Here is a 25,202-nt window from a genome sequence, read left to right on the forward strand (position 1 = left end):
GCGCCGGGGCGCCACGCCCCGGCGCGCTACGGCCGCTCGAGACCCCGGGCGACAACGGGACCGATGTGATCCAGTGCCCGCTGCGTCATCAGGTGGTCGTGAGTACTGGGCACATCGTGGGTCCGGATGTCTCCCTCGACGTACGGCGCCCATGAATCAGCCGTACGCCATGCTGCGGTCCGGTGGTCGGTGGGTTCCTCCGTCGCGATGAAGAGGTCCATCTCCCCGTGGTACCGCCGAGGCCGGTGTTCCTTGGCGGCTCGCTCGTGCTGGGCGTGGCTATGGCACAGCGCCGTCAGGATCTCCTCATCCAGGGAGTACGCCCCGTCCGCCAGGACGTCGAGGAACATGCCCCGGATATCGCGATCTCCCGCCTCTGGCAGCGATTCCTCCGCAGGCACGGCGGCCAGGGGGTAGGTGTCGAGCACGGCCAGCAAGGCCACCTCCTCACCCTCTTCCTGGAGCCGGGTCGCGATCGCATGGGCGACGATGCCGCCGAAGGACCAGCCGAGGAGGTGGTACGGGCCGTGTGGCCGCACAGTACGGATCTGGCGCAGATAGTCCGCCGCGATCTCCTCGACCGTGGCGTGTGGTGTCTCCGTACCGGACAACCCCCGGGCCTGGAGACCGTAGACGGGGTGGTCGGCATCGATATGGCGCAGCAGCCCGGAATAGGGCCAGCTGATCCCACCGGCCGGGTGGACGCAGAAGAGTGGTGCACGGCTGCCGTGTGGCCGCAGCGGCAGCAGGACATCGAGGCCCTTCCCACCGTCGCCACTCTCCAACCTGCTGGCCAGCGCGGCCACCGTCGGCGCCTCGAACACCGCCCCAATCGACAGTTCGACCCCGAGCTCCGACCGCACCCGTGACACCAACCGCGTCGCCAACAACGAATGCCCACCCAGATCGAAGAAACCCTCCTCGACCCCCACCCGCTCCACACCCAACACCTCAGCAAACAAACGACACAACGCCCGCTCCACCGCCGTACGCGGCCCACGACCCGAACCAGACCCCCCAACCTCCGGCACCGGCAACGCCCGCCGATCCAGCTTCCCGTTCGCCGTCACCGGCAACCGCTCCAACACCACCCACACACCCGGCACCATGAACTCCGGCAACCGCCCCCGCACAAACTCCCGCACCACGGACACATCACACCCAGCCCCACCCTCAGCAGGCACCACATACGCCACCAACCGCCGATCCCCCGGACGATCCTCCCGCACCACCACCGCCACCTGACCCACCGACGGATGCACGGCCGCCGCACCCTCCACCTCACCCAACTCAATCCGAAAACCACGCACCTTCACCTGATCATCCACACGCCCCACAAACTCCAAAACCCCATCCGACCGCCACCGCACCAGGTCCCCGGTCCGGTACATCCGCTCCCCCACCCCACCAAACGGATCCGCCACAAACCGCTCCGCCGTCAACCCCGCACGCCCCACATACCCCCGCGCCAACCCCACACCCGCCACATACAACTCACCCACCACACCCACCGGCACCAAACCCAACCCACCATCCACCACATACACCCGCGTATTGGCAATCGGCCCACCGACGGTCGGTGTTCCGTCCTCAGAGCAGCGGGAGAGCGTGGACCAGATGGTGGTCTCCGTCGGACCGTAGACGTTGACCACATGGGCCGCGCGGTCCCGCAACTCGTGTGCCAGAGCCGCGGGCAACGCCTCACCGCCGGTCAGGATCCGTACGCCGGTCAGATCGGCTCGGTGGTGTTCCAGCAGTGCCGCCCACAGCGTGGGCGTGGCCTGCATGATCGTCGTGCCGCTCTCGGTCAGCAGCGGGGACAGCCGCGCCGGGTCGTGGACCTCGTCCGTCGTCGCCAGGACGACCGTGGCGCCGGCCAGGAGCGGGCCGAACAGTTCGAGCGCGGCGATGTCGAAGCTGATCGTGGTGATCGCGAGCCAGCGGTCCTCCGGTACCAGGCCCAGCTCGTCGGCCATCCCCAGCAGCAGGTTCAGCAGGGACCGCTGTGTCACGGCGACGCCCTTCGGACGGCCGGTGGAGCCCGAGGTGTAGATGAGGTACGCCGTGTTCAGCGGATGGGGCGGGGCCGTTCGCTCGGCGTCATGGATGTCGGCGTCCGAGCGGTCCCGCAGAGCGGCCTCGGTATCGGCGGCGTCCAGCAGGAGGCACGGCACCGAGGCCCCGGCACCCGATAGCTTCGCCGCCCCGGCCTCGGTGGTCACGAGGGTGACGGGGGCCGCGTCGTGGAACATGAAGCGGGCCCGTTCGGCCGGTTGATCCGGGTCGAGGGGAAGATAGGCCGCCCCCGTCTTCATCACGGCCAGCAATGCCACGGCCATGTCCGCGGACCGTGGCAGCGAGAGGGCCACCACCCGCTCCGGGCCCGCACCTCGCTCGATGAGCACACGGGCCAGCCGGTTCGCCCGCGCGTGGAGTTCCGCGTAGGTCAGTACCGTTCCGCCCGTCACCAGGGCGTGCGCCTCCGGGGTACGTGCCGCCCGCGCCGCGAGCAGGTCGGCCACGGTGGACGGCGGCAAGGCCGCCTCGGTGGTGTTCGGCGCGGCAAGTTGCCGTCGTTCCGCCGCGGTCAGCAGGTCGATGTCGGCCAGTGGCCGATCGGGGTCGGCGGCCATCGCCGCGAGCAGTCGCTCCAGACGGCGGGCGAGCGAGGCGACCGTGGAGCGGTCGAAGGCGTCGGGGCGGTAGTCCAGGCGGAGGCGCAGGGAGCGCTGCTGCGTGGCGACCAGGCACAGCGGGTAGTGGGTGGCGTCGTGGCCCTCGAATGCGGCCACCCGCAGCCCGTCGGACGGGGAGCGGAGCGCCTCCGGGTCGAGGGGGTAGTTCTCGAAGAGTACGAGCGTGTCGAAGAGCTGGGGGTGGCCGGCCAGGCGGTGGATGTCCGTCAGGCCGAGGTCCTGGTGCTCGACGAGCCGGGACGCCTGCTCCTGCGCCCTGGTCAGCAGGGCGGACAGGGATTCGGCCGGGTTCAGGCGGATCCGCACCGGCTGGGTGTTGATGAAGAGCCCGACCATGTTCTCCACCCCGGGCAACTCCGGGGGACGGCCGGACACGGTGGCCCCGAACACCACGTCATCGCTTCCGGTGACCTTGCCGAGGAGGATGCCCCACGCACCCTGGACGAGGGTGTTGACCGTCCACCCCCGGCCACGTGCGAGCGCCGTCAGCGCGGACGTGGCCTCCGGAGACAGCTCCGTCAAAACCTCCTCAGGAGGGCGCGAGGCGCCGGACGGGCCCGCGGCGGGAGCGATGAGCGTCGGGCCCTCCAATCCGTCGAGTACCTGCCGCCACGCGGCCTCCGCCGCGCTCCGGTCCCGCTCGTCCCGTTCGGCCAGCCAGGTGAGGAAGTCGCGGTAGGGAGTGACGGGCGGCAGTTCGCCCGCCACTCCCCGATTCCGGTAGAGCTGGAACAGATCGCGCATCACCACCGGCAGCGACCAGCCGTCCAGCAGCAGATGGTGGTGTGTCAGCAGCAGGTGGTGGCGGTGATCGCCGAGCCGTATCAGGGTGAGGCGGAGGAGTGGCGGATTGGTCGGCTCGAACCGCCGGTCGCGTTCGGCCGCTGCCACGGCGCGTAGCTCCTCGCGCTGCCTGTCGCCACTTGGCTGCCTGTCGCCAGGCAGCTGCCCGTCGTCGCTGAGCTGCCCATCACCGCTTAGCTGTCCGTCACCGTCCAGCTGCCGGAGGTCGATCTCCTGCCAGGGGAGCGCCACGGTGGCGGGCACGACCTGGACCGGGCGTTCCAGCCCCTCGTGCCAGAATCCCGCGCGCAGGTTCGGATGGCGGCGCAACAGCGCCTCGGCCGCCTGGCGCAGGGCGTGGCGGTCCAACGGTCCGTCGAGGTCGAGGCCGAGCTGGACGACGTAGTCATCGGTGGCGCGCGCGTCGTAGAGGGCGTGGAAGAGCAGCCCTTCCTGGAGGGGTGTCAGCGGCAGGATGTCGCTCAGCACGGCCGGTGCGCATGCTGCTTCGACGCGTTCGATGTCGTCCTGGGTCAGCGCGGCCGGTTTCACATCGGAGGGGGTGAGTCCTCCGGCGCCCGGCCTGTCGGCGTGTTCGGTGACCGCCTGGAGGACACGGAACCAGGTGTGCGCGAGGTCGTCCACCTCCCGCTGGGTGAGTGCTCCCTCCGCCCAGGACCAGGTCGCCGTCAGGCAGGGGCCCCGCGAGGTGTCGACGGTGACGGCGTTCAGTTCCAGCACATGGGCTGGTGGCATTCCGGCGTCATCACCGGCCCCCGACAGGACCCCACCGTCGTCGATGGCCGACGGCATCCACGGTGCCTCACGGTCGGCCTCGGTGAAGCGGCCCAGGTAGTTGAAGCCAATGTCCGGGGTCGTGAGCGCGGCGAGCCGGGGGCCGGTACGGGGGTTGAGGTGGCGCAGCAGTCCGTAGCCCAGCCCTTGGTCCGGTACGGCCCGCAGCTGCTCCTTCACGCGTTTGACCACACGCCCCAGACCGGGGCCCGCGCCGGTGACGTCCTCCGATGTCACCATGCCCGCCTCCAGCCGCACGGGGTAGAGGGTGGTGAACCAGCCGACCGTACGCGCCAGGTCGACGTCCGTGGCCAGCTGGTGCGACCGGCCGTGTCCTTCCACGTCCACCACCACCGGTTCGCCCGCCACGGCCCGCCCATGGCGTACGCGCCAGGCGTCGACCGCCACCGCGAACGCGGCGAGCAGCACATCCTGCACTCCCGCGTGGAACACCGCGGGGACCCGCCCCAGCAAGGGCTCGGTGTCCGGGGCTGAAAGCCGCAGGGTGAGACTGGCGGTGCCGGGCCCGGCGGCCACCTCTTCGCGCCAGGACTGGAACTGGTCCCCGTCCGCAAGGGGCCGTACGTCGGTGAGGGTCCGCTCCCACCACGGCGACTCGGCCTCCCTGGCGGGATCGCACGACTCGGCCGTCAGCAGCGCGGCCCACCGGCGGAACGACGTGCCCACCGGCTCCAACGCCACCGGCCGGTCGGCGGCCACCGCATCCCAGGCGACCCGCAGATCGCGCAGCAGGATCCGCCAGGACACGCCGTCCACCACCAGATGGTGCAGCACGAGCAGCACCAGGCCCGGACGGTCCGGCCCTGCGTCGAAGTACACCGCCTGCCACATCACACCGGACCACGGGTCCAGGCGCCCCCGGGCAGCCATGAACTCCTCTTGGAGCAGCCGCCGCCCTACGTGTCCGTCCGCGCCACCGGACACCTGGCGCACCCGCGCCGCGGCGTCCACGGATCCGGCCGGGGGCACCTCGAGCGACCACCGTCCTCCGTCGCGGTCCGTCACCCTCAGCCGCAGCACGTCATGGTGGTCGGTCACGGCCCGCAGCAGTGCGCTCAGCCGGTCCGAGCCCGCCCCGGCGGGCACGGTGACCAGCATCGCCTGGCAGAACTCGCCGACGGGGCCGCCCCGTTCGCGCAGCCACTCCATGATGGGGGTCGTGGCCACTTCGCCGACCCCGGTGTCCGCCACCGGAGCCGCCGTCCCGGCTCCCTCCGGCGCTTCAGTCGCTTCTGCCACTTCCGCCACTTCCGCCGCGGAGGCCAGTCCGGCCACGGTCTTCCGCAGGAACACGTCCCGAGCGGTGATCACCACCCCGGCCGACCTCGCCCGGCTGACCAGTTGGATGGAGGAAATGCTGTCACCGCCCAAGTCGAAGAAGCTGTCCTCGGCATCCACCACTGCCACGCCCAGGACCTGTTGGAACAGTCCGCACAGGGTCTTCTCCACGGCCGTGCGCGGTGCGCGGCCGGAGGCCCGGGAGGTGAACTCCGGTGCGGGCAGGGCGCCTCGGTCGAGCTTGCCGTTGGCCGTGACGGGCAGCCGGTCCAGGACCACGAACGCCGCGGGCACCATGTACTCGGGCACTCGCTCCCGTACGAAGGCGCGCAGCTCCGTCACGTCCGGGACCGCCACGTCCAGACCCGCCGAGGTCGCACCGCCGTCCTCGGGCCCCGCGTCGGGCGCGTGCGGGTGCGGGTGCGGGTGGGTCTGGGTGGCCGGGACCGCATAGGCCACCAACCGCCGGTCACCCGGCCGGTCCTCCCGCACCACCACCGCCACCTGGCCCACCGAGGGATGCGAGGCCACCACGCCCTCCACCTCACCCGGCTCGATACGGATCCCCCGCACCTTCACCTGCTCATCGGCGCGGCCCAGGTAGTCGAGCTGGCCGTCCTCGGTCCATCGCACCAGGTCACCGGTGCGGTAGACGCGGGTACCTGGCGGCCCGTAGGGATCGGCGACGAAGCGCTGCGCCGTCAGCCCGGCGCGGGCGAGATAGCCCCGGGCCAGCCCCGGGCCGGCGATGTACAGCTCACCCGCGACCCCCGGTGGGACCAGTTTCAGCTCGGCGTCCAGGACGTAGGCGGAGGTGTTCGGCAGGGGTGTGCCCGTGAGCGCCGGGCGGGTGAGCGTCTCCTGCCCGGCCGAATGCCACTCCAGGCAATAGACCGTGGCCTCGGTCGGACCGTAGACGTTAGCGATCCGCGCACCCGGTACGGCCTGCCTGACCTCGTTGAACACGCGCGCCGGCAGCCCTTCGCCGGCGAACACCACATCCTGCGCGGCAAGCCGGGCGCCGGAGCCGAGTACCTGCGCGACGACCGACGGCACCCCGCTGATCAATCCGCCGGACCAGCCGCCCCGTTCCACCAGCACCGGAAGGTTCTCGACCAGCTCCACCTGCCCACCGACCGTCAGCGGTGCGAACAGCTCGAAGACCGAGACGTCGAAGTTCAGCGAGGTCGACAGCAACACCGACGACAGCCGCTCGGGCCCGAAGCGCTCCCGGGCCCAGGCCATCAACCCGACCACGGAGGAGTGCTGCACCGCCACGCCCTTCGGCGTTCCGGTGGACCCTGATGTGTAGAGGACGTACGCCAGGTTTCCGGCGGTGAGGGGCCCCGGCCGCTCCCCGTCTGCCACGGGCGTGGCGTCCTGCTCGGCACGGGCGCGCACCATGTCCGGGGAGTCGAGTACGCACACTGACGCTGGGGCGGGGTGTGAGGTCGGGGTCGGCGACGGCGACGGCGACGGCAGGAGTCGTACGGTGACGGAGTCGGCCAGGACCACGACCGGCCCGGCGTCGCCCAGCATGAAGGCGATCCGCTCGGCCGGGTACGCGGGATCGATCGGGAGATAGGCGCCGCCCGCTTTGAGTACGGCCAGCAGCGCGACGACCGCCTCCGGGGTGCGGGGCAGGCACACGGCCACCACGCGCTCCGGCCCCACTCCCCGGGCAATCAGCACGCGGGCCAGCTTGTTCGCTCGCGCATCAAGCTCCGCGTAGGTCATGACATCGCCGTTGTAGGTCAGGGCCGGTGCGTGAGGGGTGTGGGCGGCTTGGGCGGCCAGGAGGGCGGGGAGGGTGGTGGTACCGGGCGAGGGGTGGACGGTGGTGGGGTTGGCCTGGCGGAGGAGGGTGGCGCGCTCGGTGGGGGTGAGCAGGTCGATGTCGCTGACCGGCAGGTCGGGCTCGGTGAGGGCTGTCTCCAGCAGGCGGCGCCACCGCTGGGTGAGCGAATCGACCGTCCGCTCGGTGAAGATGTCGGAGTTGTACTCCACGGTGATGTCCAGCCCAGCGTGCGCGCCATCGTCCGCGTGACGCTCACCGACGCTGATCAGCAGATCCATCCGGGAAGTGCCCGCACCGACCTGCTCCACCTTCCCCTCCGCACCCGGCAGATCAAACCCGGCATGCGCGGTGTTCTGCAAGGCCAGCATCACCTGGAACAACGGATGATGCGCCAACGTCCGCGCCGGATTCAACGCCTCCACCAGATACTCAAACGGCACATCCTGATGCGCATACGCCTCCAGATCCACCACCCGCACCCGCCCCAACAACTCCCGAAACCCAGGACGACCCGACGTATCCACCCGCAACACCAACGAATTCACAAAAAGCCCGACCAGATCCTCCAACGCCTCATCCCCACGCCCAGCAATCACCGACCCCACCACCACATCCTCACCCGCACCCAGCCGCGTCAACACCGCCACAAGCCCCGCATGCAACGCCATAAACAACGTCGCACCCTCCGCACCCGCCACCCCAACCAACCCACCATGCAACCACCCCGGCCACACAAACCCCACCGTCGCACCCCGATGACTCGCCACCACAGGACGCGGTCGGTCAGTGGGCAGGGGGAGTTGTTCGGGGATACCGGCCAGGTGGGTGCGCCAGTAGTCCAGTTGGTCGAACAGCACACTGCCCGGCGCATCAGCCGCACCGAGCACCTGGCGCTGCCAGAGCGTGTAGTCGGCGTACTGCACCGTCATCGGCTCCCACCCCGGAGCCCGGCCCTCCCGCCGCGCGGCATACGCCCCGGCCACGTCCTGCCACAACGGCCCCAGCGACCACCCATCCGCCGCGATGTGATGCACGACCAATACCAATGTCCACGCCGGTTGTGGCTCGTCGGTGATGTCCTGCACCAGGACTGCCCGCAGCGGCAGTTCCTCCTCCAGATCGAAGGCGTGCCGTACCACCTCGGCCACCGCCCGCTCGGCCTCGGCCCTGTCGCCCACCGCGACCGTCTCCAGCCCCGGCCACCGCCGACCCGCCTCCTCCACCGACAACACCCGCTGGCACACCACCCCATCCACCTCAGCGAACAGCGTCCGCAAACTCTCATGCCGACCCACCACATCCCGCAACGCCCACCCCAACGCCCCACCATCCACCTCACCCGACAACCGCACCACCAACGGAATGTTGTACGTCGCCGACCGACCCTCCAACCGATACAGAAACCACAACCGACTCTGCGCGAACGACACCGGCAACCGCTCCGGCCGCCGATCACATCGCACGAGCTCGGGCCGCTCCCGGCCCGCCCGACCTCCCGCATTCCTGGCCAGCTTGCGGGCCAACGCCGCCACTGTCGGCGCCTCGAACACCATCCCGACCGGTAGCTCGACCCCAAGTTCTGACCGCACCCGCGACACCAACCGCGTCGCCAACAACGAATGCCCACCCAGATCGAAGAAACCCTCCTCGACCCCCACCCGCTCCACACCCAGCACCTCGGCGAACAAACGACACAGCAGTTCCTCGGCCCCATCCCTGGGCCCGGTGTACTCCAATCCACCACCACCCCGCGGAGCAGGCAACGCCCGCCGATCCAGCTTCCCGTTCGCCGTCACCGGCAGCCGGTCCAGCACCACCCACGCCCCCGGCACCATGAACTCCGGCAACCGCCCCCGCACAAACTCCCGCACCACCCCCACATCACATGCGCCCCCAGCAGGGACCACGTACGCCACCAACCGCCGATCCCCGGGACGGTCCTCCCGCACCACCACCGCCACCTGACCCACCAACGGATGCACACCCACCGCACCCTCCACCTCACCCAACTCAATCCGAAAACCACGCACCTTCACCTGATCATCCGCCCGGCCGACGAATTCCAGGGCCCCGTCCGACCGCCACCGCACCAGATCTCCGGTGCGATACATCCGCTCCCCCACCCCACCGAACGGATCCGCCACAAACCGCTCCGCCGTCAACCCCGCACGCCCCACATACCCCCGCGCCAACCCCACACCCGCCACATACAACTCACCCACCACACCCACCGGCACCAAACCCAACCCACCATCCACCACATACACCCGCGTATTGGCAATCGGCCCACCGATCGGGGGCACGTCCGGACCGGAGAGCTGCCCCGTGGCCGTGACGTACACCGTGGCCTCGGTGGGACCGTAGGCATTCACCATCCGCCGCCCGGCGGACCACCGTTGGACCAGTTCCCCCGGACATGCCTCAATCCCGATGATCAAGGTGCGGAGGTCGGGGAACGCGCCGTCGGGAATGCTGCCCAGCACGGTCGGCGACATGACGGCGTGGCTGATGCGTTGATCGCGCAGTACGACGGCCAAGTCCTCGCCCACGAGCCTCCGGGCGGACGGAACGATCAGCGTGGCCCCGGTGGCGACGGCCATGACCATCTCCATCATGGACACATCGAAACCGGGTGAGGCCAGTTGCAGGACCCGGCTCCCCTCGCCCACCTCGAATCGGTCGGCCTGCGTCAGGGCCAGGCTCGCGATTCCGGCATGCGGCACGGCGACCCCCTTGGGGGTGCCGGTGGAGCCGGAGGTGTAGATGAGATAGGCCGGGTGCAGGGGATGCAGAGGGTGCACGCGGTCCGCGTCGGTGACATCGGAGCCGGACAGGGCGGCGATCGTGTCAGCGGTGTACGGATCGCCGAGCGCCACCGTAGGAACGTCGTCGCACCCCAGATCGCCGAGGGTACGGCTGGTCACCACCACCGCGAGAGGGCGCGCGTCGCGCAGCATAAAGCTGATACGGGACGGCGGGTACGCCATGTCGATCGGCAGATAGGTGGCGCCCGATTTGAGGATCGCCAGAACCGCGATGACCATGTCGAGCGAGCGGGGCACCGCCACGGCCACCACCGCTTCCGGCCCGGCTCCACGCCCGATCAAATACCGGGCCAGCCGATTCGCCCTTACATCGACTTCCTCGTAAGTGAGGCACTCATCTCCCCATTCCACGGCGGGCGTGTGGGGAGTGTGGACAGCTTGGGCGGTCAGCAGGGCGGGGAGAGTGGTGGCGGCGGGTGAGGGGTGGGCGGTGGTGGGATTGCCTTGACGGAGGAGTGCGGTGCGCTCGTCGGGTTCCAGTAGGTCGATGTCGTTGACCGGCAGGTCGGGCTCGGTGAGGGCTGTCTCCAGCAGGCGGCGCCACCGCTGGATGACCGACTCAATCGTCCGCTCGGTGAAGATGTCAGTGTTGAACTCCACGGTGATGTCCAGCCCAGCGTGCGCGCCATCGTCCGCGTGACGCTCACCGACGCTGATCAGCAGATCCATCCGGGAAGTGCCCGCACCGACCTGCTCCACCTTCCCCTCCGCACCCGGCAGATCAAACCCGGCATGCGCGGTGTTCTGCAAGGCCAGCATCACCTGGAACAACGGATGATGCGCCAACGTCCGCGCCGGATTCAACGCCTCCACCAGATACTCAAACGGCACATCCTGATGCGCATACGCCTCCAGATCCACCACCCGCACCCGCCCCAACAACTCCCGAAACCCAGGACGACCCGACGTATCCACCCGCAACACCAACGAATTCACAAAAAACCCGACCAGATCCTCCAACGCCTCATCCCCACGCCCAGCAATCACCGACCCCACCACCACATCCTCACCCGCACCCAGCCGCGTCAACACCGCCACAAGCCCCGCATGCAACGCCATAAACAACGTCGCACCCTCCGCACCCGCCACCCCAACCAACCCACCGTGCAACCACCCCGGCCACACAAACCCCACCGTCGCACCCCGATGACTCGCCACCACAGGACGCGACCGATCAGTAGGCAACGGAAGCTGCTCGGGAGCACCCTCCAACTTGCGGCGCCAATACTCCAGTTGGTCGGTCAGCACACTGCCCGGCACATCAGGAGAGCCCAGTACCTCCCGTTGCCAGAGCGTGTAGTCGGCGTACTGCACCGTCATCGGCTCCCACCCCGGAGCCCGGCCCTCCTCCCGCCGCGCGACATAAGCACCAACCACATCCCGCCACAACGGCCCCAGCGACCACCCATCCGCCGCGATGTGATGCACGACCAACACCAGCGTGCATCCAACCCCCGCCGAGGCAGACTCCCGCACCATCACCGCCCGCAGCGGCACTTCCTCCCCCAGATCGAAGGCGTGCCGTACCACCTCGGCCACCGCCCGCTCGGCCTCGGCACGGTCACCCACCGCGACCGTCTCCAGCCCCGGCCACCGCCGACCCGCCTCCTCCACCGACAACACCCGCTGGCACACCACCCCATCCACCTCAGCGAACAGCGTCCGCAAACTCTCATGCCGACCCACCACATCCCACAGCGCCCACCCCAGCGCCTCACCGTCCACCTCACCCGACAACCGCACCACCAACGGAATGTTGTACGTCGCCGACCGACCCTCCAACCGATACAGAAACCACAACCGACCCTGGGCGAACGACACCGGCAACCGCTCCGGCCGCCGATCACACCGCACCAGCCCCGGCCGCTCCCGGCCCGCCCGACTCGCGCCCCTGGCCAGCCGACGAGCCAGCCCGGCCACCGTCGGCACCTCGAACACCGCCCTCACGGGCAGCTCCACACCCAACTCAGACCGCACCCGCGACACCAACCGCGTCGCCAACAACGAATGCCCACCCAGATCGAAGAAACCCTCCTCGACCCCCACCCGCTCCACACCCAACACCTCAGCAAACAAACGACACAACGCCCGCTCCACCGCCGTACGCGGCCCACGACCCGAACCAGACCCCCCAACCTCCGGCACCGGCAACGCCCGCCGATCCAGCTTCCCGTTCGCCGTCACCGGCAACCGCTCCAACACCACCCACACACCCGGCACCATGAACTCCGGCAACCGCCCCCGCACAAACTCCCGCACCACGGACACATCACACCCAGCCCCACCCTCAGCAGGCACCACATACGCCACCAACCGCCGATCCCCCGGACGATCCTCCCGCACCACCACCGCCACCTGACCCACCAACGGATGCACACCCACCGCACCCTCCACCTCACCCAACTCAATCCGAAAACCACGCACCTTCACCTGATCATCCACACGCCCCACAAACTCCAAAGACCCGTCCGACCGCCATCGCCCCAGGTCCCCGGTGCGGTACATCCGCGCTCCGGCCCCAGACCCAGACCCGGATCCAGACCCGGCGAAGGGGTTCGCCACGAACCGCCCGGCCGTCAGCCCGGGACGGCCCAGATATCCCCTGGCCAGGCCCGCCCCGGCCAGATAGATCTCCCCCGCCACTCCGGTCGGCAGCGGCTGCAACCACGCGTCCAGGACATACACCTGGGCACCAACGACCGGTACGCCAATGGTGGGCGCGCGACCGGCCGACGCATGGCGTTCGGCTTCCAGGACACCGGCCGTGGCCCACACCGTCGCCTCGGTGGGGCCGTAGGCGTTCACCATCCGCCGCCCGGACGCCCACCGCCCGACGAGTTCGGGGCCGCAGGCCTCGCCCCCGACCAACAGGGTCCGCAGCGAAGGGAGTTCGGTGGTTGACATTCCAGCCAGAACGGTCGGCGAGATCAACGCATGGGTGATCCCGTATCGGCGGATCACGCCAGCAAGCTCCTCGCCCGCCAGGACCCCCGACCGCTCCGGGATGACCAGCGCACCCCCTGAGGCCCATGCCATCAGGAATTCCATCACGGAGGCGTCGAAGCTCGGCGACGCCAACTGCAGGATTCGGGACGACGGGTCCAGAGCGAACCGCTCCGCCTGGGCCGTTGCCAGCCCCGCGATGCCGGAGTGGGTGACCACCACGCCCTTGGGGCGCCCGGTCGAGCCCGATGTGTAGATCACGTAGGCCGCGGCGGTCAGGCGCACGGATGGCACCGATACCGCCGGGGAGGTGGTCGGCTGCCGGCGGATGTCGGACATCGTCTCCGGCGTGTCCGTCACCACGGTGGAGACGGCCGCACTCGGCAGTGAATCCACGAACGCGCTCCGCGTGACCACCGCGCTCACCGCGCTGTCGGCCAGGACGAAGGCGATCCACTCCGCCGGATAGGCGGGGTCGACCGGCAGATACGCCGCGCCGGTCTTCAGCACGGCGAGTGCCCCGACCACCATGTCCACGGAACGGCCGAAGGCCAGCGCCACGCGCGACTCCGGCCCGATACCGCGCTGGGTGAGATGGTGGGCGAGTTGGTTGGCTCGGGCGTCGAGGTCCGCGTACGACAGGCGGAGCGCTCCGCACTCCACGGCGAGGGCGTCCGGGGACCTGCGCACCCGGTCCTCGAAGAGCGCACCGAACGACAGCCGTGGCAGATCCGGCCGCCCCGTGTCGTTCCATGCCACCAGGGTCCGGTGTCGCTCGGTGGCGTCCAGTATGTCGACGCGGCCGATCGGCGCGTCCGGGCGCGCCACCACCTCGTCCAGTATCCGCAGAAAGCGGTGGGCGAGCCGTTCGGCGGTCTCCTGGTCGAAGAGGTCGACGGCGTACTCCAGCACCCCGTCGAGTCCGGTGTGGGTCCCACCGTGGCCCTGGCGTGCGTTGACCATGAAGGCCAGGTCGAACTTGGCGGTCCGCGCCTCCGGCCATTCCGGCGTGGCTGTGGTGCCCGGGAGGGCGAAGTCCTGATCCCACGCGGTCTGCAACGCCAAGGACACCTGGAACAGTGGGTGGCGGGCGAGCGTGCGCTCCGGGTTGAGCGCTTCGACCAGTTGCTCGAACGGCAGCTCCTGATGCGCGTAGGCCGCGAGGGCGGTGTCGCGGACCCGTTCGAGCAGCGTCCGGAAGGACGGGTCGCCGGAGGTGTCCGCACGCAGCACCAGCGTGTTGACGAAGAAGCCGACGACATCGTCCAGCGCCTCGTCGGGCCGTCCGGCGACGGGGCTGCCGATCGGAACGTCCGTACCCGCCCCCAGGCGGGTCAGCAGGGCGGCCACGGCCGCCTGGAGCACCATGAACACGCTCGCGTCGGTCTCACGGGCCAGAGCCGCCAGTGCGCCGTGCGTCTCGGGGCCGACCTCGAACGCGATCCAGCGCCCTTGGTGGCTGGCCACCGGGGGACGGGGCCGGTCAGTGGGCAGGGAAAGTTGTTCGGGGATATCGGCCAGCTTGGCGCGCCAGTAGTCCAGTTGGTCGGCCAGCACACTGCCCGGCGCATCAGCCGCACCGAGCACCTGGCGCTGCCACAGCGTGTAGTCCGCGTACTGCACCGCCATCGGCTCCCACCCCGGAGCCCGGCCCTCCCGCCGTGCCGCATACGCCCCGGCCACGTCCTGCCACAACGGCCCCAGCGACCACCCATCCGCCGCGATGTGATGCACGACCAACGCCAGCGTGCATACGGGCTCCGACGCGAACTCCCGCACCAGGACTGCCCGCAGCGGCAGCTCCTCCTCCAGATCGAAGGCGTGCCGTACCACCTCGGCCACCGCCCGCTCGGCCTCGGCCCTGTCGCCCACCGCGACCGTCTCCAGCCCCGGCCACCGCCGACCCGCCTCCTCCACCGACAACACCCGCTGGCACACCACCCCATCCACCTCAGCGAACAGCGTCCGCAAACTCTCATGCCGACCCACCACATCCCGCAACGCCCACCCCAACGCCCCACCATCCACCTCACCCGACAACCGCACCACCAACGGAATGTTGTACGTCGCCGACCGACCCTCCAACCGATACAGAAACCACAACCGGCCCTGGGCGAACGACACCGGCAACCGCTCCGGCCGCCGATCACACCGCACCAGCCCCGGCCGCTCCCGGCCCGCCCGACTCGCGCCCCTGGCCAGCCGACGAGCCAGCCCGGCCACTGTCGGCGCCTCGAACACCGCCCCCACGGGCAGCTCCACACCCAACTCAGACCGCACCCGCGACACCAACCGCGTCGCCAACAACGAATGCCCACCCAGATCGAAGAAACCGTCCTCGATCCCCACCCGCTCCACACCCAGCACCTCGGCGAACAAACGACACAGCAGTTCCTCGGCCCCATCCCTGGGCCCGGTGTACTCCAATCCACCACCACCCCGCGGAGCAGGCAACGCCCGCCGATCCAGCTTCCCGTTCGCCGTCACCGGCAGCCGGTCCAGCACCACCCACGCCCCCGGCACCATGAACTCCGGCAACCGCCCCCGCACAAACTCCCGCACCACCCCCACATCGCACCCACCCTCAGCAGGGACCACGTACGCCACCAACCGCCGATCCCCCGGACGGTCCTCCCGCACCACCACCGCCACCTGACCCACCGACGGATGCACACCCACCGCACCCTCCACCTCACCCAACTCAATCCGAAAACCACGCACCTTCACCTGATCATCCGCCCGGCCGACGAACACCAACCGGCCCTGCCCGTCCCACCGCACCAGGTCCCCGGTCCGGTACATCCGCTCCCCCACCCCACCGAACGGATCCGCCACAAACCGCTCCGCCGTCAACCCCGCACGCCCCGCATACCCCCGCGCCAACCCCACACCCGCCACATACAACTCACCCACCACACCCACCGGCACCAAACCCAACCCACCATCCACCACATACACCCGCGTGCTGTCCGTGCCACGGCCGATCGGTACCACCTCGGCGGACGTTCCGCCCCTCACCACCCGGTGGTAGGTGGCGATCATCGTGGTCTCGGTGGGGCCATAGGCGTTCACCACGGCGGTGTCCGGGCAGGCGTCGGTCACCCGCCGCACCGCCGCGAGGGAGGCGGCCTCGCCGCCCGTCCACACCTCCTGGACGTTCGCGAAGAAGTCGGGTGACTCATCGGCGAGGCTGTTGAACAGCGCTGTGGTCGCGAAGACGCCCGTGACGCCGTGCTCGGCGATCGCTTTGGCCATGGAGGTGGTGTCGAGCGGGCCGTCGGGCATCAGAACGAGCCTGCCGCCACGGAGCAAGGGGACCCAGAGCTCGTAGGTGGACGCGTCGAAGGCGAAGGGCGAGTGCACCAGCACGCAGCCGTGTGCACTGGCATCGAACGCCTGGTCGCGGGCCAGCGCCACCAGGGCATGCTGCGTGATCACAACGCCCTTGGGGGTGCCGGTCGAGCCGGAGGTGTACATCACATACGCCGGATGTGATGGCCACAGCGCCGCCAGACGATCCGCGTCGGTCACCTCGCCATCTGGACGACTCGCCACCTCACGAACGGTCTCCGGATCGTCCAGCACCACTACCGGAACACCCAACGACGGCAACCGCCCCGCCACCTCACCCGACGCCACCACCAGCACCGGCCCGGCATCCGCCACCATGAACCGCACCCGCTCCGCCGGATACCCGGGGTCCACCGGTACATACGCACCACCGGCCTTCAACACCGCCAGCAACACCACCACCAAATCAACCGAACGCGGCATCACCACCGCCACCAACCGCTCCGGCCCCACCCCACACCCCACCAAAAACCGCGCCAACCGATCCGACCGCGACCCCAACTCCTCATACGACAACGCCACCTCCCCGCACACCACCGCAACCGCCCCACCACACCCCAACGCCCCCGGCACCGTCCCCGACGACACCGTCCCAACCCCGCCGCTCCCCCACCCCAACAACTCCTCACGCTCCGCCACCGAAACCAACGCCACGCCACCCACACAACGCCCCGCATCCACCACCACCGCCTCCAACAAGGTGAGGAGGCGCCTCAGCACGCTCTCGACCGTGGCGCGGTCGAACACATCGGCGCGGTAGTCCAGTCGTAGACGCAGGCTCTCACCGGGGAAGACGACCAGGCTGAGCGGGTAGTGGGTGCCGTCGTGACCGCTGATGTCGGTCACCCGGAGGCCGGTTTCCGGTGGGCAGACGGCGTCCGGGTCCATGGGGTAGTTCTCCACCACGACGAGCGAGTCGAAGAGTCGTGGGTGCCCGGCCAGTTGGCACACCTCGGTGAGGCCGGTGTACTGGCGGTCCAGGAGACGGACGTGCTCCTGCTGCACCCGGGCGAGGAGCGTGGCCAGGGTCTCGTCCTGGTCGAGCGTGATCCGCACCGGCACGGTGTTGATGAACAGTCCGACCATGCTCTCGACGCCCGGGAGATCCGGTGGCCTCCCGGCCGTGGTGATGCCGAAGACCACGTCGTCACGGCCGGTCAGACGGTGCAGCATGATGGCCCAGGCGCCCTGGATGACGGTGCCGAGGGTCAGCCCGTGGCCGCGTGCCCAGCCTTCCAGCCGCGTGGTGAGGTCGCCGGGGAGTTCCAGTGCGACCCGATCCCGCCGGGCCGGGCGTGCCGGGTTGGCGGCCGGGGCCGGGGCCAGCAGGGTGGGTTCCTGGAGTCCGGCCAGGGCCTGCCGCCACCCTTCCTCGGCGGCCCCCCGGTCCCGCGCCGCGAGCCAGGCGAGGTAGTCCCGGTAGGGGGTCACCGGCGGCAGGTGGCTGTCGTCGCCTTCGCGGGCGTAGAGCTCGAACAGTTCCTGGAGCAGGACGGGATAGGACCAGCCGTCGAGCAGGATGTGGTGGTTGGTGAGCGCCAGCAGGTGGCGGTCGGTGCCGATACGGATCAGGGTGAAGCGGAGCAACGGGGGGTCGGTGGGGTCGAACCGATGGTTTCGCTCGTCGTCCAGGACACGCTCGCATGCGGCGTGGCGCTCGGCTTCGGTCTCGGCTTCAGCTTCGGTCTCGACTTCGACTTCGACTTCGGCTTCGGTTTCGGTTTCGGTTTCGGTTTCGGTAAGGTCGATCTCCGCCCACGGCAGCTCGATCTCGCGGGGGATCACCTGGACGGGCTGGTCCATCCCCTCGTACAGGAAGGCGGCGCGGAGGTTCTGGTGGCGGTCCAGAAGCGTTTCGGCCGCCGCCCGGAGCGCGGCCGGGCGCAGATGCCCGTCCAGCCGGAGCACGATCTGGACGGTGTACCCGTCGCTACCGCTCCCGGCATGGGCGGCATGTACGTCATGCACAGCGTGGAAGAGCAGCCCTTCCTGCAAGGGCGACAGCGGCAAGACATCGAGCAGTCCTGACTGTGTCATCGTTTCTTCCTCCACACTGCCTCGAGTCGGTCGATCTGGTCCTGGTTGAGGTTCACCAGGGGGAGGTCGGAGGGTGTGCGGCCGCCCGCGTCCGGGCGTTCGGCATGCGCCCTGATGGCCTTCAGCACGGTGAACCAGGTCTGTGCGAGGTCGCTCACCTCCTCCTCGGTGAGCAGTCCACGAGCCCAGGACCAGTGCGCCACGAGGCACGGGCCGTCGGGGCCGTCGTACGTGACGGCGTTCAGCTCCAAGGCGTAGGGCAGCGGGGCATCGGCGTCCGCGCCCGCCATGAGCGGGCCGCTCGTACCGTCCCCGGCGGGTGTCCACGGTGCCGCGCCGCGCGGTGCGGCGATGCGGCCGAGGTAGTTGAACCGGATGTCGGGGGTCGGGAGCGCGGCGAGGCGGGGCCGGGTGCGGGGGTTGAGGTAGCGCAGCAGCCCGTAGCCGAGTCCATGGCCGGGGAGGGCCCGCAGTTGCTCCTTGACTCGCTTGACCGCACGGCCGAGCGCGGGACCGCCACGCCGGGTCTCCTCCTGGTCCACCCGGCCCGGTTCCAGCCGGACGGGATAGAGGGCGGTGAACCACCCGACGGTGCGCGAGAGGTCCACCTCCTCGGCCAAGGGGTGTGACCGGCCGTGTCCTTCCACGTCCACCACCACGGGCCCGCCGCCGGCGCCCCGGCCGTGGCGCTCCCGCCACATGCCGAGGGCCACGGCGAACGCGGCGAGCAGCACATCGTGCACACCGGCGTGGAACGCCCCGGGCACTCGGGTCAGCAACGGCTCGGTGTCCTCACCGGGCATGGGCAACGCCATGTTTCCGGCGGTCCCGAAGGTGTCGCGGTCGCCGCCGGTCCGACCCGACACCACGGGCCGTACACCCGCCACCACGGGCCGTACATCGGCCAGGACCCCCTCCCAGTGGCGCAGCTCCCTCTCCCGGACCTCCGTTTCCGCCTCGGCGGCCAGCAGTGCGGCCCAGCGACGGAACGACGTGCCCACTGGCTGCCACTCCACCGGTCGTTCCGCCGCCACCGCCGCCCAGGCGGCCGCCAGGTCCGGCAGCAGGACGCGCCAGGAGACACCGTCGACCGCCAGGTGGTGGATGACCAGCAGGAGCCGCCCCGGATGCCGCGCCCCGGCGTCGAAGTGCACCGCCTGCCACATCACCCCCGCCCTCGGGTCGAGGCGGCCACGGGCGGTGGTGAACTGCTCGGCCAGCAGGCTTTCCGGGAGCCGGCCGTCCGTGGTCTCGATACGGCGCACCCGCTGCGCGGCGCGTACCGTTCCGCCCGTCGCCACCTCGGCCGACCATGCCCCATCGAGGCGGTCCGCCAACCGCAGCCGCAGCGCGTCGTGGTGGTCGGTCATGGCCTGCAGAACGTCCGCGAGCTGTGGGGTACCGGCTCCGGCGGGTGTGGTCATCAGCATCGCCTGGCAGAAGCCGTCGACCGGGCCGCCCTGCTCACGGAGCCACTCCATGATGGGGGTCGGTGTCACCTGGCCGATCGGGACATCGGCCGCCTGGTCACGGGCCGAACCGGTCGCGGGCGTCGCCGTGTGCGCCAGCCGGGCCACCGTCTTGTGGGCGAACACGTCGGCCGGAGTGATGACCAGCCCGGCCGCTCTGGCCCGGCTGACCAGCTGGATGGTGGAGATGCTGTCGCCGCCGAGGTCGTAGAAGCCGTCCTCGGCCCCCACCCGCTCCAGGCCCAGCACCTCGGCGTACAAACGGCACAGCGTCCGTTCCACGGCCGTACGTGGCTCACGACCCGAACCAGACCCCCCGACCTCCGGCACCGGCAGGGCCCGCCGGTCCAGCTTGCCGTTCGCCGTCACGGGCAGCCGGTCCAGTACCACCCACGCCCCCGGCACCATGAACTCCGGCAACCGCCCCCGCACAAACTCCCGCACCACCCCCACATCACATGCGCCCCCAGCAGGGACCACGTACGCCACCAACCGCCGATCCCCGGGACGGTCCTCCCGCACCACCACCGCCACCTGACCCACCAACGGATGCACACCCACCGCACCCTCCACCTCACCCAACTCAATCCGAAAACCACGCACCTTCACCTGATCATCCGCCCGGCCGACGAATTCCAGGGCCCCGTCCGACCGCCACCGCACCAGATCTCCGGTGCGATACATCCGCTCCCCCACCCCACCGAACGGATCCGCCACAAACCGCTCCGCCGTCAACCCCGCACGCCCCACATACCCCCGCGCCAACCCCACACCCGCCACATACAACTCACCCACCACACCCACCGGCACCAAACCCAACCCACCATCCACCACATACGCACGCATACCGGCGATCGGCCCGCCAATCGGTGCGGCGCCCTCGGCCTCGCCGTCGCACCACCCGGCCGTCGCGTAGACCGTGGCCTCCGTCGGGCCGTAGGCGTTGAGCACCCGGCAGCCGGGCAGGGCGTCACCGATGGTGCGGGCCGCCGGGCCCGCCAGGGCCTCCCCGGCGCAGACCACGACGCCCGGGAAGTCCCGTGGTCCGATGGCCTTCGCGACCTGGGCCAGGGCCGAAGGGACGCCGCTCACCAGACTCGCTTCCGGCCGGTGGGGCAACCGCTCCACCAGGGCCACGGCATCGTCCACGATCTCCACACGCCCACCGCACGCGAGCGGAGCGAACAGCTCGAAGGCGGACACGTCGAAACTCGCCGAGGTCGACATCATCACGTGGGAGAGGGCCCGCGTCCCCAGGGTTTCGACGGCCCACTCGATGGTGTTGACCAGGCTCTGGTGGGACACCACGACGCCCTTGGGGGTGCCGGTCGAGCCGGAGGTGTACATCACATACGCCGGATGTGATGGCCACAGCGCCGCCAGACGATCCGCGTCGGTCACCTCGCCATCTGGACGACTCGCCACCTCACGAGCGGTCTCCGGATCGTCCAGCACCACTACCGGAACATCCAACGACGGCAGCCGGTCCACCACCTCACCCGACGCCACCACCAGCACCGGCCCGGCATCCGCCACCATGAACCGCACCCGCTCCGCCGGATACCCGGGGTCCACCGGTACATACGCACCACCGGCCTTCAACACCGCCAGCAACACCATCACCAAATCAACCGAACGCGGCATCACCACCGCCACCAACCGCTCCGGCCCCACCCCACACCCCACCAAAAACCGCGCCAACCGATCCGACCGCGACCCCAACTCCTCATACGACAACGCCACCTCCCCGCACACCACCGCAACCGCCCCACCACACCCCAACGCCCCCGGCACCGTCCCCGACGACACCGTCCCAACCCCGCCGATCCCCCACCCCAACAACTCCTCACGCTCCGCCACCGAAACCAACGCCACGCCACCCGCACAACGCCCCGCATCCACCACCACCGCCTCCAGCAAGGTGAGGAGGCGCCGCTGGTGGTCGGCCAGATCCTGGGGGCCGTAGAGGTCGGCGTTGCCGTTCAGGTCGATGCGGATTCCGCCGTCGGGCCGTTCGTAGGCCATGACCGACACATCGGGGATCGGGCCGTTGGCCAGATTGTGGTGGGTGGCCCGGCATTCGCCGAACTCCAGGTCCCAGTCGAACGACATGACGTTGACCTCGGGCCCCACGAGGGCCGGAACACCCCCGGTGAGATGGAGGTCGCGGGCCAGATCCTCGCCGCGATAGCGCTGATGCGACAAGGCCATGCGGACTTCCCGGGAAAGGCGTCGCAGCACATCGGTCCAGGTCGTCGCGGCGTTCAATTCCACGCGGAGCGGAAGTATGTTGGCCAGCGTTCCGGGAGTACGGCGGGAAATCGGGTCCTTTCGCGCCGAAACAGCGAAGCCGAGCGTGATGTCCGCTGCCCCGGTCAAGCGGTGCAGGTAAACCGCGACAACAGCGGTCAACACCACCGACCAGTGAGTCCGGGCGGCCCGCGCGGCCTCTCTGAGGCGGTCGGCCTCATCGGCTCCGATCAGGGTGGTATGGCGCAGGAAATCGCTGGGTTCGGTGCCGGGCTCGGTGGTGAGACGCGCGGCCTGGGGCGGGGAGGCAAAACGCTCCAGCCAGTACCGGCGGTCACGCTCGAATTCCTCGGATTTCCGGTACTCGGCTTCCTGGTCGAGCAGGGCGGCCAGTGAAGAGAATGGGGACTCACCGGCGGGTTCGCCTTTGTGGAATGCCGTGTAGAGTTCGGCGACCCGGCGGGCGAAGAGCGTGCTGCCCGCGCCGTCGGTCACGATGTGGTGATATCCCTGGTACCAGACGAACCGATCCGCCGCCGTCTTGATGAGGGCGAAGGAGAACAGCGGACCGCGCGCCAGGTCCATCGGCGTCCTGAGTTCCTCGCGCATCCACTGTTCGGCGGCGGCACGGGGGCCGGGGCCCCGGCTCAGGTCGAGGGTCCGCAGCGCCCAGTCGCCGGGCGGGCCGAGCACCTGATGGGGCACGCCGTCGATGCCGCCGTCGATGCCGCCATCATTGTCCGGGAAGCGTGCGTGCAGGGTGTCGGCCTCGGCGACGGCCCGGCGCAGCGCCGATTCGAAAAGGGCGGGGTTGAGGGGCCCGTGGATCTCGACATACTGGCCTACTTGGAATTGCAGGCCATCCGGGTTGATGCGCTGCGCCACCCAGATCTCCCGCTGGGCAGCCGATAGCGGGTAGCGAGACCCCTGAGGATAGCGAGACCCATTCATTCCCCCGTCTTGCACGAGCACCACCCATTGCCTAATATCGGGTCACTTCCCGGGCAGCAGCGCCGAATTACTTTCGAAATACTCATGTCATTTTGCATCGGGAGTCTAACCCCGCCGCTATATCGCTACAAGAGCCGTGGACAGGCCTGGGGGGCCGAATGGCACCATCCTGCCACTCAGAAAATTCCCTTCCCGCGAACAAGGTCACGAAGACTCGTGATCCGGACATAGAGGAAGATACGATGACGGACGCTCTTCCGATTCCCACCGGTGTGCCCACCACGCGTCGGTGTCCGTTCGAACTGCCCAGCGAACTCCTGCTCCTCAGCGAACAGGGCCCGTTGAGCCGTATGCGCTATTCCGACGGCCATCTGGGATGGCTGGTCACCGGATATTCGGCCGCTCGGCTGGTGCTCGGCGACAGCCGATTCAGCAACCGGGCCGACCTGGCCCGTATGCCGGTGGCGATTTCCTCCGAGGCCGAGCAGTCGCGGCGTGCGGTGCCGCCCGGTGTCTTCCATCGCATGGACCCGCCCGAGCACACGCGCTACCGTCGGCTGCTCACCCGCCACTTCACCGTGCGCCGCATGGACCGGCTGGTCCCGAGGATCGAGCAGTTGGCCGACGGGCGGCTGGCGGCGATGGAGCGGCAGGGGCCACCGGCCGACCTCGTGGCCGACTTCGCCATGCCGATGTCACTCGACCTCCTCACGGAGTTGCTGGGCGTACCGGACGAGGCCCGTGAGCGGTTCCGGAAGGAATCGGCGGCGCTGTTCGAACTCGACTCCGGCGCCGAGGAGATCACCCGCGCCACGCAGACGATCCACGAGCGGTTCCGCGAGCTGATCAGGCAGAAGAAGACCGGGACGGCGGAGGATCTGCTGGGGCATCTGGCCGCCGAGCCCGATCTGCCGGAGGACGAGGCCGCGACGATCGGCATGGTCATCCTCACCGCCGGCTTCGAGTCGACCGGCAACACCTTGGCCCTCGGCGCCCTCGCGCTGATGCGGAACGCCGGGCAGCTGGACGCGCTGCGGGCCGACCCGGCCGTGCTGGACTCCGCCGTGGAGGAGTTGCTGCGGTATGTCACCGTCACCCACTTCGGGCCCATCCGCACCGCCCTGGAGGACGTCCAGGTCGGCGACGACCTGATCAGGGCCGGGGACTCGGTCACCCTCGCGCTGCCCGCGGTCAACCGCGATCCGGAGCACTTCACGGCGCCCGACACGCTGGACGTCACCCGCCCGGCGGCCCACCACGCCGCGTTCGGCTACGGCATTCACCAGTGCCTGGGGCAGCAACTCGCCCGCTCGCTGATGCGCTGCTCGTACGCCAGACTCTTCGACCGGTTCCCCACCCTGCGGCCGGCCGTTCCGTTCGACGAAATCCATGTCCGTACGGACAAGAACACCTATGGGCTGCGCGAGCTGCCGGTGACGTGGTGAGGGCAACGCCGTGATGGCAACGTGGTGAGGGGAGCGTGGTCGGGGAAGCGTGGTGAGGGCAACGTTCTCGCAACGTGGCGGAGGGTTCGCTGGGCCGGACCTCTGACGGCTCGGTGAGCATGACCAGCATGACGGAGAGGGATCGCCCATGGACCGTATCGCGCTGACACCGGCCGCGGCCGAGCTGATCCGCAAGCTGCGGGCGGATCACGGGCCGCTGATGTTCCACCAGTCGGGCGGCTGCTGCGACGGCAGCGCGCCGATGTGCTATCCGCTCGGCGAGTTCCGTACGGGTGGATCGGACGTACTGCTCGGGGAGCTGGAGGTGGACGGGGTCGAGGAGCCGGTGGGCTTCTGGATGTCGGCCTCGCAGTTCGAGCTGTGGGCCCATACGCATCTCACGGTGGACGTGGTGCCGGGCCGCGGCAGCGGCTTCTCCCTGGAGGCGCCGGAGGGCGTGCGCTTCCTGATCCGCTCACGGCTGCTGGACGACACGGCGAGTTGAGCACGGCGCACCGCCGGACCGGCGCGAGGGGAACACCACCTCCTCCTTGCGCCCT

Annotated in this window: 4 protein-coding genes; 2 read left to right on the top strand and 2 right to left on the bottom strand. The window is 69.7% G+C overall.

The annotated features are described in order from the left end of the window. Window positions 1-26 precede the first annotated feature (26 nt). Together LIV37_RS09885 and LIV37_RS09890 are read right to left on the bottom strand one after the other, a co-directional pair. Window positions 27-18,527 (bottom strand): non-ribosomal peptide synthase/polyketide synthase, encoded by an 18,501-nt coding sequence (locus tag LIV37_RS09885; protein ID WP_121825641.1) that lies wholly within the window; start codon window positions 18,525-18,527, stop codon window positions 27-29. After that, entirely contained in the window at window positions 18,524-23,197 is a 4,674-nt protein-coding gene (locus LIV37_RS09890; protein ID WP_121825640.1) for a non-ribosomal peptide synthetase, read from the bottom strand. The genes LIV37_RS09885 and LIV37_RS09890 overlap by 4 nt, the downstream gene beginning before the upstream one ends. A gap of 242 nt (window positions 23,198-23,439) precedes the next feature. Between LIV37_RS09890 and LIV37_RS09895 the strand changes: the two genes are divergently transcribed. After that, window positions 23,440-24,642, top strand: a complete 1,203-nt coding sequence (locus LIV37_RS09895; protein ID WP_020866973.1) for a cytochrome P450 — start codon at window positions 23,440-23,442, stop codon at window positions 24,640-24,642. Between the two features lie 148 nt (window positions 24,643-24,790). Next, window positions 24,791-25,147, top strand: coding sequence for a DUF779 domain-containing protein (locus tag LIV37_RS09900; protein WP_020866974.1), 357 nt, complete (start codon window positions 24,791-24,793; stop codon window positions 25,145-25,147). Window positions 25,148-25,202 lie beyond the last annotated feature (55 nt).

The sequence above is a fragment of the Streptomyces rapamycinicus NRRL 5491 genome (assembly GCF_024298965.1).
Taxonomy (GTDB): Bacteria; Actinomycetota; Actinomycetes; order Streptomycetales; family Streptomycetaceae; genus Streptomyces; species Streptomyces rapamycinicus.

What these genes read in the sequence shown, in the direction of transcription:
- LIV37_RS09885 (WP_121825641.1), bottom strand. Translation starts at nt 18,527, where the DNA reads ATGACACAGTCAGGACTGCTCGATGTCTTGCCGCTGTCGCCCTTGCAG.
- LIV37_RS09890 (WP_121825640.1), bottom strand. Translation starts at nt 23,197, where the DNA reads ATGAATGGGTCTCGCTATCCTCAGGGGTCTCGCTACCCGCTATCGGCT.
- LIV37_RS09895 (WP_020866973.1), top strand. Translation starts at nt 23,440, where the DNA reads ATGACGGACGCTCTTCCGATTCCCACCGGTGTGCCCACCACGCGTCGG.
- LIV37_RS09900 (WP_020866974.1), top strand. Translation starts at nt 24,791, where the DNA reads ATGGACCGTATCGCGCTGACACCGGCCGCGGCCGAGCTGATCCGCAAG.